11 protein-coding genes are annotated in these 16,546 nt (G+C 62.8%); 3 read left to right on the top strand and 8 right to left on the bottom strand.

Annotation, left to right across the window (positions count from 1 at the left end; genetic code table 11):
* Positions 1-19 precede the first annotated feature (19 nt).
* From IAE77_RS07520 to IAE77_RS07485, 8 genes are all read right to left on the bottom strand, one after another.
* Positions 20-1,417 carry a sulfatase gene (locus IAE77_RS07520; RefSeq protein WP_294224141.1) on the bottom strand — a complete coding sequence of 466 codons (1,398 nt, stop codon included), beginning with the start codon at positions 1,415-1,417 and terminating at the stop codon, positions 20-22.
* A 39-nt stretch (positions 1,418-1,456) separates the two neighbouring features.
* Entirely contained in the window at positions 1,457-2,956 is a 1,500-nt protein-coding gene (locus IAE77_RS07515; RefSeq protein WP_294224139.1) for a sulfatase, read from the bottom strand.
* 94 nt (positions 2,957-3,050) lie between these two features.
* Positions 3,051-4,562 carry a sulfatase gene (locus IAE77_RS07510; RefSeq protein WP_294224138.1) on the bottom strand — a complete coding sequence of 504 codons (1,512 nt, stop codon included), beginning with the start codon at positions 4,560-4,562 and terminating at the stop codon, positions 3,051-3,053.
* An 8-nt stretch (positions 4,563-4,570) separates the two neighbouring features.
* The gene (locus IAE77_RS07505) at positions 4,571-5,896 is read right to left on the bottom strand and encodes a sulfatase-like hydrolase/transferase (RefSeq protein ID WP_294224137.1); all 1,326 of its coding nucleotides are present in this window, start codon (positions 5,894-5,896) and stop codon (positions 4,571-4,573) included.
* A gap of 11 nt (positions 5,897-5,907) precedes the next feature.
* Complete coding sequence (locus IAE77_RS07500; RefSeq protein WP_294224135.1) at positions 5,908-7,443, bottom strand: sulfatase-like hydrolase/transferase; 1,536 nt, start codon at positions 7,441-7,443, stop codon at positions 5,908-5,910.
* Between the two features lie 5 nt (positions 7,444-7,448).
* Positions 7,449-8,972 carry a sulfatase gene (locus IAE77_RS07495; RefSeq protein WP_294224133.1) on the bottom strand — a complete coding sequence of 508 codons (1,524 nt, stop codon included), beginning with the start codon at positions 8,970-8,972 and terminating at the stop codon, positions 7,449-7,451.
* Positions 8,973-9,003: 31 nt separating this feature from the next.
* On the bottom strand, positions 9,004-10,638 hold the full coding sequence (locus tag IAE77_RS07490) for an arylsulfatase (protein ID WP_294224131.1): 1,635 nt from the start codon (positions 10,636-10,638) through the stop codon (positions 9,004-9,006).
* An 8-nt stretch (positions 10,639-10,646) separates the two neighbouring features.
* Complete coding sequence (locus IAE77_RS07485) at positions 10,647-12,137, bottom strand: sulfatase-like hydrolase/transferase (protein WP_294224119.1); 1,491 nt, start codon at positions 12,135-12,137, stop codon at positions 10,647-10,649.
* A gap of 226 nt (positions 12,138-12,363) precedes the next feature.
* Here IAE77_RS07485 and IAE77_RS07480 point away from each other — a divergent pair, with 226 nt between their 5' ends.
* The 3 genes from IAE77_RS07480 to IAE77_RS07470 are packed head-to-tail and all read left to right on the top strand — an operon-like array spanning position 12,364 to position 16,229.
* On the top strand, positions 12,364-12,942 hold the full coding sequence (locus IAE77_RS07480) for a hypothetical protein (RefSeq protein WP_294224116.1): 579 nt from the start codon (positions 12,364-12,366) through the stop codon (positions 12,940-12,942).
* Complete coding sequence (gene mdoH / locus IAE77_RS07475) at positions 12,939-15,101, top strand: glucans biosynthesis glucosyltransferase MdoH (RefSeq protein ID WP_294224113.1); 2,163 nt, start codon at positions 12,939-12,941, stop codon at positions 15,099-15,101. Before IAE77_RS07480 ends, mdoH begins: the two co-directional genes overlap by 4 nt.
* A 33-nt stretch (positions 15,102-15,134) precedes the next feature.
* Positions 15,135-16,229 carry an esterase gene (locus IAE77_RS07470; RefSeq protein WP_294224110.1) on the top strand — a complete coding sequence of 365 codons (1,095 nt, stop codon included), beginning with the start codon at positions 15,135-15,137 and terminating at the stop codon, positions 16,227-16,229.
* Positions 16,230-16,546 lie beyond the last annotated feature (317 nt).

Genomic DNA, 16,546 nt, shown 5'->3' with positions numbered 1-16,546 from the left:
CTCGATCCGAAGTGAGGCATCACTCCTCGTTGCGCTTCTTGCGATTCGTCTTGTCCCCTTTGCCGAGTTGATCGGCCTTCGCAGGATCGTAGTTGGGGTTCGGTTCCGGCATGAGGGCGTTCACTTCCTTGCGCCAGGCTTGCAGCGCAGTTTGCATGGCCTTCGCCCGTTTTGGATCCGCCATGGCAAGGTTCTTCTCCTCGCCTGGGTCGTTTTTCAGATCGTAGAGCTCGAGTGCGCCGTTTTCGAAGAACTCGATGAGCTTCCATTCGTCCTTGCGCATCGCGCTGGCGGGCGAGCTGTGATGGTAGTGCGGCAGGTGCCAGTAGAGCGTGTCGCGGGCCAGCGTGGCGGCGGGATCACGCAGCACAGCGGCGAGGCTCACGCCGTCGCAAGGCTGGTTCTTCGGCATCGCCGCGGCACCGAGTTCGACGAAAGTGGGCAGCACGTCCATGGTGATGAGCGGCGTGTCGCACTGGCTGCCGGCAGGCACTTTCCCCGGCCAGCGGGCGATGGCGGGAATGCGGATGCCTCCTTCGTAAAGCGTGCCCTTCTCGCTGCGCAGCGGCTTGTTGGAGGTGACGACGCGTCCGCTTTGCTCGTGCTCGAGTCCGCCGTTGTCGCTGAGGAAGAGAATGAGCGTGCTGTCGGCAATGCCGGCCTTCTCGACGACCTCGACGACCCGACCGACGCTTTGATCGAGCTCTTCGGTGAGGCCGGCGTATTCGGGATTGCTCGGATAACCGGGCATCGGCGATTTGTTTTCATACTTCTTCTTCAGCTCTGGCGTCGTCGAAAGCGGGATGTGCACGGCGCCGTGCGAGACCTGCAGCAGGAAAGGTTTGTCCTTGTGCGTGTTGATGAATTCGATGGCCTTGTCGGCGAGGAAGTCGGTGGTGCGTCGTGTTTCCGCGCTTCCAGTGACTCTCGGGGGCTGGGTGTTGCCATTGCATTCGAGCGCGGTCTGCCATCCCTGGTCCGCCGGGCCGAAACCCGCGCCGCCAAGATGCCATTTGCCGAAGTAACCGGTCGCGTAGCCCGCCTTCGCGAGACATTCGGCGAACGTTTCCACTTCCAGTGGCATCTGCAGCGGCACGACCGGATCGGACAGCTTCGCAAACGGCCGCTTATGTCCCGGGATGTGCTGCGTGATGCCGAAGCGTGCCTGATCCTGCCCGCTCTGCAGATTGCAGCGTGTCGGCGAGCACACCGGTCCCGCATAGAACTGCGTGAAGCGCATGCCTTCGCGCGCCAGACGGTCGATGTTGGGTGTTTCGTTGAAGGTGTTGCCGTAGCAGCCGAGATCGGAGTAACCGAGGTCATCCGCGAGGATGAGGATGAGATTCGGCTGCGCCGAAAATGACGAAGCACGAATTAGGAATACCGAAAGGAGGATGAGCAGCGCGAGGTGTTTCATGGCTTGGGATTTCATTCGTCATTCATCATTCTGGTTTCGTCATTTCCCCTCTTTCGCCCACTGCTTCATGAGCGCGATGTTCTTCTCCACCTCGGGATTCTTCTTCTTTGTGTACTCGACCATGTCGCTGTCATACATGGCCTCGGATTCAGGGCCTTTGTCGCCCGATTCCACGATCCATCGATCGAGCTGGGCACGGCGTGCTTCGAGTTCAGCTTTGAAGTCGGGATTGGCTGCGAGATTCGTGACTTGGAAGGGATCGGCATGATAGTCGTAGAGTTCCTCCGTCGGACGCGTGGGGCTGAAGAGCAGGTCTTCGGAGACGGACGGCAGTTTCCCTTCGGCATGCAGCGAACGCAGCGTCTGCACGATGGCCTTGCCGTCTTTGTAGGCGTTGGGTTGCAGATGCGGGCGCAGCGGCAGGAAGTTCCGGATGTAGAGAAAGCGGTCCGTGCGCACGCTGCGGAGATACTCGACGGTTTCATCGCAACGATCCCGCGCGGCGAAGATGGCATCGCGCGGCTGGTAATCCTTCGCGAGGATGTCGCGTCCCTGCATGGACGGTGGAATGGAAATGCCGGCGGCGGCGAGCGACATCGCCGCCATGTCGATCTGCATGACGAGATCATCACGCACCGCTCCTTTCGCGATGCCCGGACCGCGCACGACGAACGGAATGTGCGTGCCTTCATCGTAGAGGAACTGCTTGCCGCGCGCATGGCTGATGCCGTGGTCGGTCATGAAAATGATGAACGTGTTCTCCAGCAGTCCTTCCTTTTCGAGTCGTGCGATCACGCGGCCCACATGCTGGTCCGTCATGCGCGCGGCATCGAGGTAAAGCGCCCAGTCGTCGAGGATCACCGGATCACGCGGATAGTAGGACGGCAGCGTGACCTTCTCCGGATCGGTGGCGCTGCCGAGTTCGGCGATCACACGCTGCTTGAAGGCCGCACGCGCCTTTTCATCACCTTCGCGCAGTTTTCCGCCGTGAAGCTGCACCTGCATGAAGAACGGCTTGTCGCCATGCCCTTCCCAGTCGTGGCTGTCGTACATCTTCGGGTCCCATTCGAAGTTGTAGTCCGTTTTGCCGAGGCGCGAGCCGCCGCCCGCCTTCTTCTTGCCCTTGCCACCAGTGAAGGGCATCCCGCGATGGTCGAAGCCTGGCAATCCGCTGCCGATGCAGGTGTAGTAGCCCGCCTTTTGAAACAGCTCCGGCACCGGTGTCACCTCCGGCGGCAGGTGGATCTTCATTTCGCCGCGTCCGCTGCGATGATGATGCGCGCCGATCGTGGTCTGATACATCCCCGTGATCAGCGCCGAGCGACACGTCGAGCACACCGGCGCGGTGACATAGGCGCGCGTGAACTTCGTCCCCTCCGCCGCCAGTTTGTCCACCGCAGGCGTCTGGATCAACGTCTCGCCATAGCAGCCGAAGCTCGGCGACATGTCATCGACGACGAACCAGAGGATGTTCGGCTGCGCCGCGAGGGCGGAAAACAGCGGGCAAAGAGAGAGAAGAAATACGAGTCGGTTAATCACGCGCTGGGAACGTGAGGCGCGCGTGTTTCTTCATCCGATGTCACAGTTGCCTTGTTGCTGTGCAACAAGGTTCCCGTGTTCCACAGGAACACGGCTACTTTCCCGGATGCGCCTTCGCCCAGTCGAGGTATTCCTGCACGGTGTAAAAGGTGCCGTGCTTGTAGAGGCGGCCGCCTTCTTCGACGAGTTCGGGGGAGTTGAAACTCCACGAGTCGCCATTCTTCTTCATCAGCGCGGCGAGCTGCGCGCCGAGTTTCTCGCGCAGATCCTTCGCGGCGGGATCAGTGGCGAGGTTTTTCATCTGATGCGGATCCGCTTTGTCGTCGAACAGCACCCATGGCTCGTTCTCATAACGCGCGTAGGTGTGGTCCGCCGTGATGATGCCGCGCCACGGCGTGGTGATGCCGTCAGGCGTGAACGGCACAAAAATCTGCAGCAGCACGGCCTCGGGTCCGTCCGTGGTTTCACCAAGCGCGACACGGGAAAGATCCGCGCCTTGCATGTCCTTTGGCACCGTTTGTCCAGCGAGCGCGAGCAATGTGGGCGCCATGTCGATATGGCTGAAGAGCGTGTCCACGACCTGCCCCTTCGGCACGCGGGCGGGCCAGCGCAGGATGCCCGGCACGCGGGCGGACTCGTCGTGGGGCTTTCGTTTCCGGCGCATGCCGTGGTCGCCCAGCATGTCGCCGTGGTCGGAGGTGAACAGGATGATCGTATTCTCATCCGCGCCCGTTTCCTTCAGCGTGGCGAGCAGCCGGCCCACCTGATCGTCGATCGCCGTGATCGCGGCATAATAGGCGGCGATCTCCTCCTTGCCACCGACGGGCACAAAGCGATTCGCCAGCGGACCGCGGCGCAGTCCGCCTTTCGGTGTCGGTCGTCCTTCACTGCCGGCCTGCCAGCTTGCATTCGGCGTGAGTTTCTCCGCGTCGTAGAGCTTCATGTAGTTGTCCGGCGCGCCATACGGATCGTGCGGCGGGCCCATCTGCACGGTGAGGAAGAAGGGTTTGTCCTTCGGTTGCGATTTGAGGAACTCGACTGCAAAATCGCAGGAGGCCTCGGGCTCGAACTTGTTCACGACGATGCGCTCCGGTGTGTCGCGAAAGTAATCGGGCTCGAAGTGCTTGTGGTGGCACTCGTAGGCCGCCCAGAACTCGAATCCCTGCCGGCGCGGCCCCGGTGGCACGAAACCCGGGTCACGCGGGCCGCCGTCGAGATGCCACTTGCCGATGAACCCGGTGCGGTAGCCGACATCGCGCAGCATTTCGGCGATGGTGACGCGCTCCTCGCGCAAACGCAGGTCGTTCGCGACCATGCCGTTCACATGCGGATAGGTGCCCGTCATGAGAATGGAGCGCGCCGGGCAGCACACGGGCACGTTGGCATAGGTGCGCTTGAAAAGGATGCCCTCGGCGGCCATGCGGTCGATGTTCGGCGTCTTCACCTCCGCATTGCCATCGCAGCCCATCGCGCTCGCACGCATCTGGTCGGGCAGGATGAGGAGGATGTTGGGGCTTCCATCCTTCGCTAAAGCTTCGGAGGACGAGGCCGCGGCCAATGACGAATGAAGAATTCCGAATGACGAAAGGAGGAGGACAAGGCGCATGAGATGATTCATTTGAGGTGCCCGTCGTGCAACTGGCGCAGACGGGCGAGGATGTCGGGATGCTGCTCGGCGAGGTCGGTTTTTTCGCCGGGATCGGAGGAGATGTTGAAGAGCAGGTTCTCGAGTTGGATGGACTTGCCATCAGAACTGCTCGTGTCGCGGGAACGTCCGATCAGCTTCCAGTCGCCATCGCGCACGGCCCAGTCGGCATTCGGCCCGTTGCCGATCTGCCAGTGCAGCGCGTGCTTTTCATGAGGCGATGGCGCTTTCGCATCGCGGATGATCGTGGCGAGGCTGCGGCCATCGAGATGCTTCTGCGGCGGCTTCACGCCGGTCAATTCGGCCAGCGTGGGCAGCCAGTCGCAGGCATGGGCGGTTTGATCACGGGCCTGGTTTTGCGGCAGCGACTTTGGCCACGAGATGATCGCCGGAAGGCGGATGCCGCCTTCGAGGAGGCTGAACTTCGCCCCGCGATACGGACCTGCGCTGCCACCGCCGAAATGCGCGCGCTCCTCGGTGGAGTGCCCATTGTCGCTCTGGAAGACGATGATCGTGTTTTCGCGAAGTCCGAGTGGGTCGAGCTTTGCAAACAACCTCCCAAGCCGCTCGTCCTGCGCGGCGACGAACGCGGCGTAGAGTTTGCGCGGATACGGCATGTCCTTGAAGTGCTCGAGCCACTTCGCATCGCCCTGGTAGGGGTAGTGCGGTGTGTTCATGGCGTAATAGATGAAGAAGGGCTGTGCGGGATGCTTCTCGATGAACTCTGAGGCCTCCTGCACCATGAGATCGGGGAAGAAGGTGCCGTCGTGGAAGACCTCCACGCCGTTGCGCCAGAGATCGTGGATGTTCGGCCCGCTCCAGTAGAAGAAGTGCGAGTAGTTGTCGATGCAGCCGCCCATGTGGCCGAAGCTGTGGTCAAATCCCTGCGCCTGCGGCAAAGTCTCCGGCGTGTAACCGATGTGCCACTTGCCAATGTGCGCAGTCGCATAGCCTGCGGCCTTGAACATCTCCGCCATCGTCACCTCCTCCGGCGGCAGGGCGCCCTTGGCCCCTTGTTGCGAGGCGCAGTTGTTCGGCACGCCCGCGCGCACCGGCCAGCGGCCCGTCATAGCGCCCGCACGCGACGGCGAGCACACCGGCGCGGCTGAATAGAACTGTGTGAAACGCACACCACGCTCCGCGAGGGCGTCTGTGTTCGGCGTGACGAGCTCCTTCGTGCCGTAGCAGCCGAGATCGACGCTGCCCTGGTCATCGGCCATGATGAAGATCACGTTCGGCGGGGCCGAGAGGGCGGAGAACCAGGGGAGGAGAGCGAGAAAGATGACGAGGCGCATGGCAGGTGAGTTCATTCCTTCACCGGCGGCAGCGTGGTGACCATCTTGGCGCCGGTGCGTTTGAGCTCGGCGATGGCGGCGGCGCGGAGTTTTTGGAGCAGATCCGCGTTCTCGGGAAGTGACGCGACGTTGGTGAGCTCCTCGGGGTCGGATTGCAGGTCGTAGAGCTCCTCCGGTTCACCCGCCATCAGCGTGCGGATGTACTTGTGATGGCCTTCGACGATCATCACATACCACGGCACGCCCGCTTTGTGGATGTTGCCGGGCGGCGGCGGCACGGCATCGCAATCGGCGCCGAATTTGTCCGCGGTGAAGGGCATCATCGTCGTGTGCGGCCAGTTCGCGTCTGGCTTTTTCAAAAGCGGGGTCAGATCGTGTCCGTGCATCTCCCACGGCAGCTCCAGACCCGCGAAGCTGAAGAACGTCGGCGGCAGATCCGCGCCGCCGACGGGCACGCGGCACACTTTGCCCTCGGGGATCGTGCCAGGCATCGAAATGATGAGCGGACTGCGGATGTTCGCGTCGTAAGGCGCGAGTTTGGCCCGGAAGCCGTGCTGTCCCCAGGCGTAACCTTGATCGGCGGTGAGAACGACGAGCGTGTTCGCGAGCTGGCCGCTCTGCTCCAGCGCGGCGAGCACCTGACCGATGCCTTCGTCGAGCGAACGCACGGCCTGATGATACTGGCGCGACCACTTCGACAGCGAACGACCGCGATCGCGTTCGAAATCATCGCCCACTTCGCTGCCGATGGCTTTGTCGCTGAGGACAGGCTCTCCATCGGGGCCTTTTTCCCAGGCGGCGATCTTCTGCATGTAACCGGGCTTGCCCGGACGAGGGGGGTAGATGTCCGCGGGGGTTTCCACCGTGGCGCCAGGGTAGTCGTCGAGATGACGATCCGCGGGCGTGTAGGGCGCGTGCACGCCGCCATAGCAGAGCCAGAGATACCATGGCTTGTCAGCGTCGCGGTTGGCGCCCTTGATGTAATCCACGGCCCAGCGCGTGTAGTTGTCAGTGGAGTAGCCCTTCACCACGTGCGGCTCGCCGCCGTTGATGGAGAGGAGTTGATCGTGGTAGTAGTTCGGCGCGTTGTCGGGATGACGTGGGCGGTTCCAGACGATCTGGTGATCCCAGTCGCGGCCAAAACCGGCATCGTTCCCCGCATGCCATTTGCCGATCTGCGCGGTGTGGTAGCCCTGCTGGCGGAAAACGGCGGGCCAGAATCGGCACTGCTGCGGATCATACGTCGCACCCGGATAAGGCGGCGTCATCCGCATGGTGGCGACGCCGTACTGATGCCGCCCGGTGAGCATCGTCGTGCGCGAGGGCATGCACCAGGTGCCGATGTAGGCGTGCGTGAAGCGCACCCCGCGTGCGGCCAGTCTGTCCATGTTCGGCGTGCGCGTCCACGACTCGGCGCCTTCGTAGCAGGACAGCGTGCGGTACGAGTGATCGTCCGTGTAGATGAAGAGGATGTTCGGGCGCGTCGGAGCAGCGAATGACGAAACCAGGCAGCCGAAGACCGAAACGAAAAGAAGCGGAAGACGCATGAGGTTCACTCCGGGATCGGATCGCTGCGCTTGATGGTCTTGCCTTCCCACACGGCCTCGTCGGTCTTTTTGTCGTAGGTGAGCACGCGGCTGGCGCTGTTTGGAGCGGGTGGCACATCAATCTTCGGCAGCCATTTGCGATGCTCGGCGATGATGGCGGCGTTTTCGGGCTTGGCGGCGATGTTGGTCCATTCGTTGGGGTCGTTGACCATGTCGTAGAGCTCCTCGCTGCCGTCGGCATAGACGATGTAGCGCCACTTTTCGCTGCGCACGGCATGGTTGCCCTGGTTGTGACTGGTGACGGCGGGACGCTCGCGTTTCGTGGCGGCATCTTTGAGCTGCGGGGCAAGGCTGAGGCCCTCCAAATCATCGCGTTTCGTCAAACCGGCGAGCTCGACGAGCGTGGGGTAAAGGTCGAGCAGCTCGGCGGGCTGGTTGCAGCGCTGGCCTGCGGTGACGCCGGGTCCGGCGAAGATGAGCGGAACCTTCGTGCCGCGATCCCAGAGCGTGTTTTTGCCGGTGATCTCTTTTTCGCCAAGATGCCAGCCGTGATCGCCCCACACGACGACGATGGTGTCATCGCGATGACCGGACTCATCGAGCGCGGTGAGCAGGCGGCCGATCTGCGCATCGGCGAAGCTCGTGCAGGCCAGGTAGCTACGGACGAGGTTGCGCCACTGGTTGGCTTCTTTGAGGAACTTCAATCGCGGCTCCGGCAGTTCCCAATGGATGTACCACGAGAAGCGTGGCGTGTCGGCTCGGTCGTTCTCGATGATCTTCGGCAGCACGCTGTCATCATCGGGATAGAGGTCGAACCACTTCTGTGTGGCGTAGCAAGGCACATGCGGCAGGAAGAATCCGGCGGCGATGAAGAAGGGCTGGTCCTTCGGTGCTTTTTTGATCTGCTCGGCCGTCCACGAGGCCACCTGGTAGTCGCCTTTGCTGGTGTCGTCGTTGTCGAGGGGCCACACGCCCCAGTCCACGAGGGCGTGATTACCCATCGGGGTGGGGTTCACGAGCTTCTGCGGCGGTTTCGTGCCCACGCCGCCATACGGAGCGGTGACCATGAACTCGGGTTTGGACTGTGCGGCGTTCTTCGCGCCGTTTTTGCCTTTGCCCCTGGCTCCTGCCGCACCGCCGGTGCCGCCGTGGTAGATCTTGCCGGTGGCGGCGGTGAGGTAGCCGTGATTTTCAAAGTGCTGCGGCAAGGCCACGCGGTCTTTCCATTGCGGCAGCGTGCGGAACCAAGGTGAGAGGCCGTAGATGCCCGTCGTGGTCGGGCGCAGGCCGAGCAGCAGGCTCGTGCGGGAAGGATTGCACAGCGGCATGTTGCAGTGCGCATTGGTGAACGTCGTGCCGCGGGCGGCGAGCTTGTCGAGGTTCGGTGTCTTCGCCATCGCATGACCGCCGAGGTGGCCGATCCAGTCGTTTTGATCGTCGATGGCGATGAAGAGAACGTTCGGCCGCTCCGCGGCAAATGACGAATGCAGAATGACGAATGACGAAAGGAGGACAATGAGCGGGCGCATATTGAATTTGGAGTTCGGTTATCAATTAAAGCTACTTCTTCGCCTTCTTGCCCTTCCCTTTGCCTTTCGGCTGGTCGGCGAGGGTTTGCTTGGCGAGGGCGGTGAAGGCGTCGGTCTGCTTTTGCCAGAGATCGGCGAGCTCCTTGGCTTTCTCAGGCATTTTGGCGGCGAGGTCGTGTTGCTCGGCACGGTCGGTTTTGAGGTCGTAAAGAGCCCACGCGTCACCTTCAGCGGCGACGAGCTTCCAATCGCCGACGCGGATGGCGCGATTGCCTTCATGAAGCCACCACAGTGATTCACGCGCGATGGTTTCGTCTTTGCCAAAGGCCGGCACGAGGCTCTTGCCCGGCGCTTCGGGGATGGGCTCGCCTTCCCACTGCTTCGGCTTCTCGATGCCGACCAGATCGAGCACGGTGGGCACGAAGTCGATGACGTGCGCGGGCGTGGTGCGCAACTCGCCTTTCGCGGCGATGCCGGCGGGCCAATGCACGACGAGCGGCGTGCTGATGCCGCCTTCGTGCACCCAGGTTTTGTGGCGGCGGTGCGGCGTGTTTGCGGCGCTGGAGAAGCCGGGGCCGAGGCAGAGGTAGCTGGCGGCGCTGCCGGGAGACGCGGCGGGATCATGGCCGCCGTTGCGCACCATGATCTCGGCGCTCGCACCGTTGTCGGAGGCGAAGAAGATGATCGTGTTGTCGAAAGCACCCATCGCTTTGAGCTGCGCGAGGATGCGGCCGATTTCCTGGTCCATGCGGTCGATCATCGCGGCATGAATCGCCATCTTGGTGGCCTGGAAGCGGCGCTGCTCCTCCGTGAGCTCGCTCCATGGCAACGGGCGGTTTACCTCGCCTGGACCGAGTTTGACGATGTCATCCGGAAACGCATACGGTGGGCCGACTTCACGCTCGAGAGCCGACAGGCTCGTGTTGGTGAGTCCCATCTCCTTTTGACGGGCAAATCGGGCCGCGCGCAGCTTTTCCCAGCCATCGAGATACTTGTCGCGATACTTCGCAATGTCCTCCGGCAGGGCGTGAAGCGGGAAATGCGGCGCGATGAAGGGGATGTAGTGGAAGAAGGGCTTCGCGGCATGATTCGCGGCGTGATCCTTGAGGCAATCGATGGCGTGGTCGGCGGTGGCGATGGTGGCGTAGTATCCTTTTTCATCGGCGGGTGGCGTCACCGGCACGTCGTCGATCGAGTTGCCCTTCGCGGTGAAAAAGTTCCCCTGGTTCTTCATGTCGAGCGAGCGGTCAAAGCCGCCTTCGAGCACCGGACCGTCGATGTGCCACTTGCCGCTGTGGTAGCTGCGATAACCGGCCGGGTTGAGAAAATCGGGCAGCAACCGCGCCCACTTTTGCCGCACGCCCTGACCGCCGCCGCCCACTTCAGGCAGGGCGTCGCGATGAATCTGCTGCGCGTAGTAACCGCTCATCAAGGCACCCCGCGTGGGCCAGCAGCGAGCGGTGTTGTAGAACTGCGTGAAGCGCAGGCCGTTCTTCGCGAGCGAGTCGAGGTTCGGCGTGGCGATCTCACTGCCGTAGCAGCCGAGGTCGGAGTAGCCCAGATCATCCGCGAGGATAAAAACGACGTTGGGCTTGGCCGCGAAGAGCGAAGGGCAAAGAGCGAAGAGACAAGCTGTGACACGGAGGATTGGTGGAAGGTGTTTCATGGTCGGGATCACTTTTGATAGTCGGCGCCAGTGAGGCTTTTGAGCACGCTGTCCTGCCAGGCGCGGAGCTTGGTTTGCAGCGAGGTCACGAGTTCGGGCTGCTGGCTGGCAAGGTTGGTCTTTTCGGCGGGATCGGCCTTCAAATCAAACAGCTCGACTTTCGGGCCGCCTTTCTTGGAGTCGTGGATGACGAGTTTGTGGTCGCCTTCGATGATCGAGCGGGAGCCGAGGTGGTCCTCCTCGGTGATGACGGGATGGAGGAAGTTGTTGAAGTCGCGTGTGGCCTTGCCGCCCATCTTTTTCACCAGCGGCGTGGTGCCCTGCTGCAATTCGGGAGCGATGTAGGGCTTCGAGTCCGTCTTTTTGCCGCCATCCGGCCGATACTCCCAAAACTGCAGCGTCGTGGGTCGCGCGGTCATGGTGCCATCGAGCACCGGTGCGAGGTCGATGCCATCCAGCGGCCGGTCTGGCAGCGGCTGGCCGGCGATCGCCGCCACGGTAGGCAGCAAATCGCTGGTGGAGGCCCGGACGCTGGTGCTGCGCGGCTGCGGGATGCGTGCCGGCCACTCGATGAGGCCTGGAACGAGCGTTCCGCCTTCATAAAAGGTGGCCTTCGCTCCGCGGTGCGGCTGGCCGAGAGCGCTCTCGGGCGAGGTGCCGTTGTCGCCGCAGTAAAACAGCAGCGTGTTGTCACGCAGGCCGGTTTCCTTCAAGTGGCTGCGCAGCCTGCCAATCGCGCGGTCCATGGCGGTGATCTCCGCGTAGCGCTCCCGCAGCACCTCGCCCTGCGGCCGCGTGGTGGCACCGCCCGTTTCGTTCGAGGTGAGCTTCACCTTCTTCGTGTACCTGGCCGGCAGATCGTCGTAGAGCGCCAGATCCTGCGGCAGACCGCTGTAGGGCTCATGCGGCGAGCCAAACCAGATGATCTGGAACACCAGCTTGCCGGTTTTGAGCGCACGTTCGATGCTGGCGATGGCTTCGCGGATGAGAATGTCGGAGCTTTCGCCCTCGAACAGCTCCGGCGGGCCGCCATTGCGCGAGAAGGACGGATTCATCTCGAAAAAGTTGTCGTGGGACAGGTTCTCGTGGAATCCCATGGCCAGCGGACTGACAGGCGACTCCTTTTTCACCGCACCCACATGCCACTTGCCCAGGTGCATGCAGTGGTAGCCGGCCTTCGCGAGCAGATGCGCGCTGGTGACCTCCTCCGGCCGGAACGACCAGCCGGGCGCAAAGGTGCCCATGCGGTTCGGGTGGCGGCCGGTGAGAAAGCTCGCACGCGTGGGCGAGCAGCTCGGGTGCGCGGCGTAGAAGCGCTCGAACTTCAATCCCTGCGCCGCCATCTCGTCGAGCACGGGCGTTTTGACATGCGGATGGCCGTTGTAGCCCGTCTCCTCCCAGCCGTGGTCATCCCCCATCATGAGGATGATGTTTGGCAGGGCCGCGAAGCTGGAAAACGGCACGGCGAGAGCACAGGCCAGGAGAAGGAAGGGTTTCATGAGGCGACCCGTAGCGACGACCCGCAAGGGTCCAATCTTTCGTCTCTCTTCAGCCAGACGGCGGCCGTGCTGCCGGCCATCCAGAAACCCCATCACGCTTGTGGCGGCATCGGGGATTCCCGGGTCCCGCCGCTGTGCGCCGCAGCAAAATGCGTGCGGCTTCAATCATCTCCTTTCCAGCGCATCAATTCGGTGCAATCTCCGCGCGGCTCCGAATTGAGCCCACATGGAAGCAGTCAACATCCAGTTTGCCCCCGCAACAGGCACCGAGGAGGAATGGAACGAGGCGTATGCCCGTCTCGCCGATTATTTCCGCTCCTACCAGCTCCACAACCGCATCCGCCGCACGCAGCTCATTCTCGAAACGCTGCGGAAGGCCGCCGGAGCCCATGCCCAGGACCCTTCACGCACGCCCACGGCTCATGCCATCGAGCAGGCGCGGCTCATGCTGCGGGAATGGCTGGGCGCGATCTACAGCGACCTCAATCTGAGCGAGGCCCAGCTCGAAGCGACGGGCCGCCTGGGCTTCCACCTCGCTGGCGGGCCCGTCCGCTGGCCGCAGTTCTTCCTGGATGAGGAAAACATGCCGGATGACATGGCGGAGGCCATGCGCTCCGCCCTCCGCACCTCCGGCCCGGGCATGAGCGTGAGCAAGATGACACCGCGTGACATCGACCTGGGCCTCATTCCCGACGTGGCGGAGGACACCTTTGGCAAGCTCGGCCGTCATCCGATCCTGCGCTACTCCGTGCTGTTTGTCATCGTGTTCGGCGTGCTGGGTTATCTCTATTCTCTCTTCGCATGAGCGCACCCATCGGCAGCCAGACTGCGAACCTCGCCATGACCGCCGGCATGCCGCCGAAGCGCGTCTCCCGCACGCGACGTGCGACGTTTTTCTCCCTGGTCGGCCTGGGCACGATCGTGGGCACCTGGCTGTCCTTCATCTTCCTGTCCGAACACGGCATGCGCATGGCGGAGTGGGCGCTGCTGCTGGTCTTCATCCCGCTCTACTACCAGCTCAACGTCGGCTTCTGGACGGCGATGTTCGGCGTGTGGCTGATGAACCGCCCGAAGCCTGATCCGCTGGATCTGTGGCGCACGTTGAACGCGGACGACTACGAGCAGCCGGTCACGGCCAGCACCGCCATCATCATGCCGGTCTTCAATGAGGACGTGACGCGTGTTTATGAAGGTCTGCGCTCGATTTATCTCTCCCTCGAGGCGACCGGGCAGTCGAAGAACTTCGACTTTTTCATCCTGAGCGACTCCGACAAGACCAGCCAGTGGATCGAGGAAGAGACCGCCTGGCTGGAGCTTTGCCGCCAGTTGAAGGCCTTCGGCCGCATCTTCTACCGCAAGCGCCGCAAGCCGATCAACCGCAAGAGCGGCAACGTGAGCGACTTCTGCCGCCGCTGGGGCAAGCGCTACCGCTACATGGTCGTTCTCGACGCGGACAGCCTCATGTCCGGCGCCCTGCTCACGAACATGGTGCGCATCATGGAGAAAAACCCGGGCATCGGCATTCTCCAGACCTTCCCGAAGCAGATCGCCGCCGACACCCTGCTGGGCCGCGTCATGCAGTTCGCCCAGGCGCTCTACGGGCCGCCGTTCATGGCCGGACTCGACTACTGGCAGTGTGGGGAGGCGAATTTCTGGGGCCACAACGCCATCATTCGTCTGGCGCCGTTCATCGAGCACTGCGCGCTGCCGCCGCTGCCGGCCAACGCTCCCTTCGGCGGCCACATTCTGAGTCACGACTTCGTGGAGGCCGCGCTCATGCGCAAAGCCGGCTACGCCGTGCGGCTGCTGCCCACCACTCGCGGCAGCTACGAGGAAGGCCCGCCCACGCTGGTGGACATGCTCAAACGCGACCGCCGCTGGTGCCAGGGCAACATCCAGCACCTGTGGCTCGTGTTTGCCAAAGGCTGGCATCCGATGAGCCGGGTGAACTTCATCCACGGCATCCTCAGCTATGTCAGTTCGCTGCTGTGGTTCTTCTTCCTCGCCCTGGCGACGTATCTGGCCGCCACACCCGTGAAACACGAGCTGGCGCAGTCCTTCCTGGCGGAAAAAATCCTCCTCGGCGTCACGGCGATGCTGATCTTCCTGCCGAAGACCGTCATCCTGCTCGATGAGGTGATCACCGGCCGCATGTTCAAGCCGCTGCGGCTGCGGCTGCTGACCTTCTTCAGCAGCATCCTCGACACCATCGTGTTCACGCTCATGGCGCCGGTGCTGATGGTCTTCCACGCACGATTTGTCATCTACACGCTCATCGGCAAAAGCGTGAGCTGGGTCACGCAGCGCCGCAAGATCGACGGCGGCGTGAACTGGAGCGAGATCATCCTCACCTTCGCCAGCGTCACGCTGCTGGGCGTGCTGTGGGCCGCGGCCGGCGTCGCCATCGGCTTCAAAGTCGGCACGTTTGCCTTCCTCGTCTGGATCAGCCCGATCCTCACCTCGCTCCTGACCTCCATCCTCGTCGCAGCACTCGTTTCCGGCAGCCGCAGCGGCAAACGCGTCAGCATCTTCCTCACCCCGGAGGAATACGAGCCGCCCACCGTGCTGAAGAACATGCAGCAGAACCTGGATGAGATCAAAGACCGCCTCCAGCTCCCGCCGGAACTGGAGCGTCACTTCGGCCTGATGCAGGTCTGCCTCGACCCGTATGTGAACGGCCTGCACGTCAGCCTGCTGCGCCGCCGCCGCACCATCGATGTGTCCCGCAGCTACCTCGACGAGATCGCGCATCGCGTGATCACGCAGGGGCCGCAATCGCTCAATCCGCAGGAATTGAAGGCGCTCATGCACGACACCGACTCCGTCACGAATCTGCATTACCGCCTGTGGAGCGCCGCCGATCACGAGCTCGCACCCTTCTGGTCCACCGCGATCCGGCAATACAAGCTGGCACCCACCAGTCCGTTCGTCCACACGCTGGCGAAGCAGGAAATCGCCGGGTGAAAGCCGTCAGGCGAGGCGGCGTTTCACTCGCCCATGAACCGCCGCCTGATCTGTTGCCTCCTTTGGGCCTCATCCCTCCCTGTCCTCGCCCAACGCGCCGCTCCCATCGTCTCGCCTGAGATCCAGGACGACCGCAGCGTCACCTTCCGCATCCGTGCGCCAAAGTCACAAAGCGTGTCCCTGCGCGGCCAGTGGAACAAGCAGCCGGTGGAAATGACAAAGAGCGACGACAACGTCTGGAGCATCTCCGTGCCACAGGTCCCCGCCGGCGTCTGGGAATACAGCTTCATCGTCGATGGACTCACGCTGATCGATCCCGCCAACCCGGCGCAGAAACCCCAGCGCAATCCCAGCGCCAGCATCCTGCACATCCCCGGCTCACCGCCGAACGTGTGGGACTTCCAAGACGTGCCGCACGGCACCGTGCACCAGCACACCTATCTCTCGAAAGCCCTGGGGAAACAGCGCGGCGCGTGGGTTTACACACCGCCCGGCTACGAGGCTGACACGACGACGAAATACCCGCTGCTCGTCCTCCAGCATGGCTCCGGTGACCGCCACGAGACCTGGGTGACGCATGGCAAGGCCAACTGGATTCTCGACAATCTGATCGCCGCAGGAAAGGCGAAACCGATGATCGTCCTGATGATCGACGGCCATCCGCTGGGCATGGTGCCGCGGGAAATGGCCGACAAGCGCGGAGAATCACTCAAAGCCTTCAAAAACGAGCTGTTCCAGGACGCTTTGCCACTGGTGGAGAAGCTCTACCGCGTTTCATCCGACCGCGAGCAGCGGGCCATCGCCGGCCTGAGCATGGGTGGCTGGCAGTCGCTGAGCACCGGCATGACAAACCTCGATAAATTCGCCTGGATCGGCTCCTTCAGCGGTGCGGTCGATGAAAACGAGATCAAACCCGCGCTCGATGACGCCGCGGGAACGAATGCGAAGCTGAAGCTGCTCTGGATCGCCTGCGGCGAGAAGGATTTCCTGCTCGAACGCAACACGCAGCTCGTCAGCACGCTCAAAACCCACGGCGTGACCCATGAATGGCGTCTCACGCCCGGAGACCACTCCTGGCCCATCTGGCGCGACTACCTCGCCGAGTTTGCGCCGAAGCTTTTCCGCTGAACAACGACGTGTTCGAGAGCCGCGTGAGCGTCCTGGAGTGCTCCAGCCCTCTGGAGCTTTTCGAACGTCGTCTGGCCCACGAAAGCGCCTGACCTTTACCCACAAATTGGTTCGTTCTAACGCGGCGGCCTCGTGGCGCTGGTGGCAAGCGTCAGCGTGTGTCGTGGGGAGGACCGGACGATTTGGCCTCAGCCGTTACGATGCCAGTGAGCTCACGCAGGCGCGTCAGCGTTCTGGAGTGCTCCAGGCCTCTGGAGCTTTTCGCAGGCCCGAGGACGCTCGAAAGCGCCGGAGGGCCGGCGCACTCCAGGACGCTG

The sequence above is a fragment of the Prosthecobacter sp. genome, from assembly GCF_014879935.1.
GTDB lineage: Bacteria > Verrucomicrobiota > Verrucomicrobiia > Verrucomicrobiales > Verrucomicrobiaceae > Prosthecobacter.
This window is presented reverse-complemented; position numbering and strand designations above follow the sequence as displayed.

Excerpts from the sequence above, each read along its gene's own strand:
- IAE77_RS07490 (WP_294224131.1), bottom strand. The coding sequence starts at position 10,638 with ATGAAACACCTTCCACCAATCCTCCGTGTCACAGCTTGTCTCTTCGCT.
- IAE77_RS07520 (WP_294224141.1), bottom strand. The coding sequence starts at position 1,417 with ATGAAACACCTCGCGCTGCTCATCCTCCTTTCGGTATTCCTAATTCGT.
- IAE77_RS07495 (WP_294224133.1), bottom strand. The coding sequence starts at position 8,972 with ATGCGCCCGCTCATTGTCCTCCTTTCGTCATTCGTCATTCTGCATTCG.
- IAE77_RS07470 (WP_294224110.1), top strand. The coding sequence starts at position 15,135 with ATGAACCGCCGCCTGATCTGTTGCCTCCTTTGGGCCTCATCCCTCCCT.
- IAE77_RS07510 (WP_294224138.1), bottom strand. The coding sequence starts at position 4,562 with ATGCGCCTTGTCCTCCTCCTTTCGTCATTCGGAATTCTTCATTCGTCA.
- IAE77_RS07505 (WP_294224137.1), bottom strand. The coding sequence starts at position 5,896 with ATGCGCCTCGTCATCTTTCTCGCTCTCCTCCCCTGGTTCTCCGCCCTC.
- mdoH (WP_294224113.1), top strand. The coding sequence starts at position 12,939 with ATGAGCGCACCCATCGGCAGCCAGACTGCGAACCTCGCCATGACCGCC.
- IAE77_RS07485 (WP_294224119.1), bottom strand. The coding sequence starts at position 12,137 with ATGAAACCCTTCCTTCTCCTGGCCTGTGCTCTCGCCGTGCCGTTTTCC.
- IAE77_RS07480 (WP_294224116.1), top strand. The coding sequence starts at position 12,364 with ATGGAAGCAGTCAACATCCAGTTTGCCCCCGCAACAGGCACCGAGGAG.
- IAE77_RS07500 (WP_294224135.1), bottom strand. The coding sequence starts at position 7,443 with ATGCGTCTTCCGCTTCTTTTCGTTTCGGTCTTCGGCTGCCTGGTTTCG.